The 1355-nt window shown below is 35.9% G+C and carries 1 protein-coding gene; it reads left to right on the plus strand.

Annotated features, from left to right (window positions below):
* The coding region (locus tag LBU54_RS15255; protein WP_224531981.1) for a hypothetical protein at positions 1–1355 on the plus strand (1355 nt) is incomplete at both ends.

Consider the following 1355-nt stretch of genomic DNA (forward strand, 5'->3'; position numbering starts at 1 on the left):
ACAGGAATTTTGAGACCAGAATTTGCTAATTATCAGTTTGTCAATCCGTTAGCTACTAATCAATTTATTGTAGACCAGACAATTAACATTGCAAACGTGTCAGAAGGTCCGGCGATATTTGACCCTGCATTAATAGAAGCTAACAGTAACCCTGATTTAAGACATTATCTGTCATTAGGTAATGATATAGATCCTACTGATTATGTTGAGTTTATTTATAATGCACCAATTACCGCGTCATCTAATAAATATGTTTTAATTACGGAAAGAGCTGGTAATAACCCTGTTACAGTTCAGGCATTAGATAATATGAATAACCTTACTGGAAATGTTATAAATGTCACAAATGCAAACTACATTAATACAGGGGTTGTGACCGACTTTGGTCAAAATATTGAAATTGCTGTATATCCATTGACAGCTTTGGTTTCTTCTGGTTCTGAAATAAGTGGTATTCGAATTACCCAAATTGGTGCTGGAGACCTTTCTTTTTTGAGAGATGGTGGTGATGGTAAGGTATTTATACTTTATGATCCGGCATTTTTAACACCTCCACCAACATTTGAGGCTACCACAGGGGCAGCCTGTCCACTTAATTCAGGGACCATAACAGTTGATGCTACAGATAATGGTGGTGGTACTATAGAATATAGTTTAACAAGTTTAAGTGGCTTAAATGATAGGCCATGGCAAGCTTCTAATGTGTTTACAGGTTTACCTGTTGATACCTACACACCTGTTGTTCGTTACCAATCAAACCCAGGTTGTATTGCGGTTTCTTCTAACCCAATTGTTTTAGATAATTCTGGATTTAATATAACAGGAATTACAGTTACAGATGTAACATCGTGTAACAATAATGGAACACCAAGTGACATAACAGATGATTTCTTTACCCTCGATGTAATTGTTGATTTTGTAAATCCACCTGCTTCAGGGACTTTAAATATTACTGGTGATGTTGTTTTGACTGAAAATGCAACTAATTTAGACAGTTCAACAAGTCATACTTTTAATGATGTTGTTTTACCAACAAATGGACAGCTTTTATCAGTTTTCAGAGCTTCATTCTCCGATGCACCAGCGTGTATATTTGAAAGTATTGAATCAATTACTGCACCTTTTGAATGTAGTGATGATGCCTGTCCTGATGTGATTCCAATAGGTAACCCAACTTCACCATTGACTGGTGCAGAGGTAACTTTTGATATTGATAACCCAGGTGATAATACATTACCTGCTACCTTAAATTCAATGACGGTTACTGGGCAACCTAATCCTTTCACAGGAATTTTGAGACCAGAATTTGCTAATTATCAGTTTGTCAATCCGTTAGCTACTAATCAATTTATTGT

The organism is Winogradskyella alexanderae (genome assembly GCF_020166335.1).
In the GTDB taxonomy this organism is placed as follows: Bacteria; Bacteroidota; Bacteroidia; order Flavobacteriales; family Flavobacteriaceae; genus Winogradskyella; species Winogradskyella alexanderae.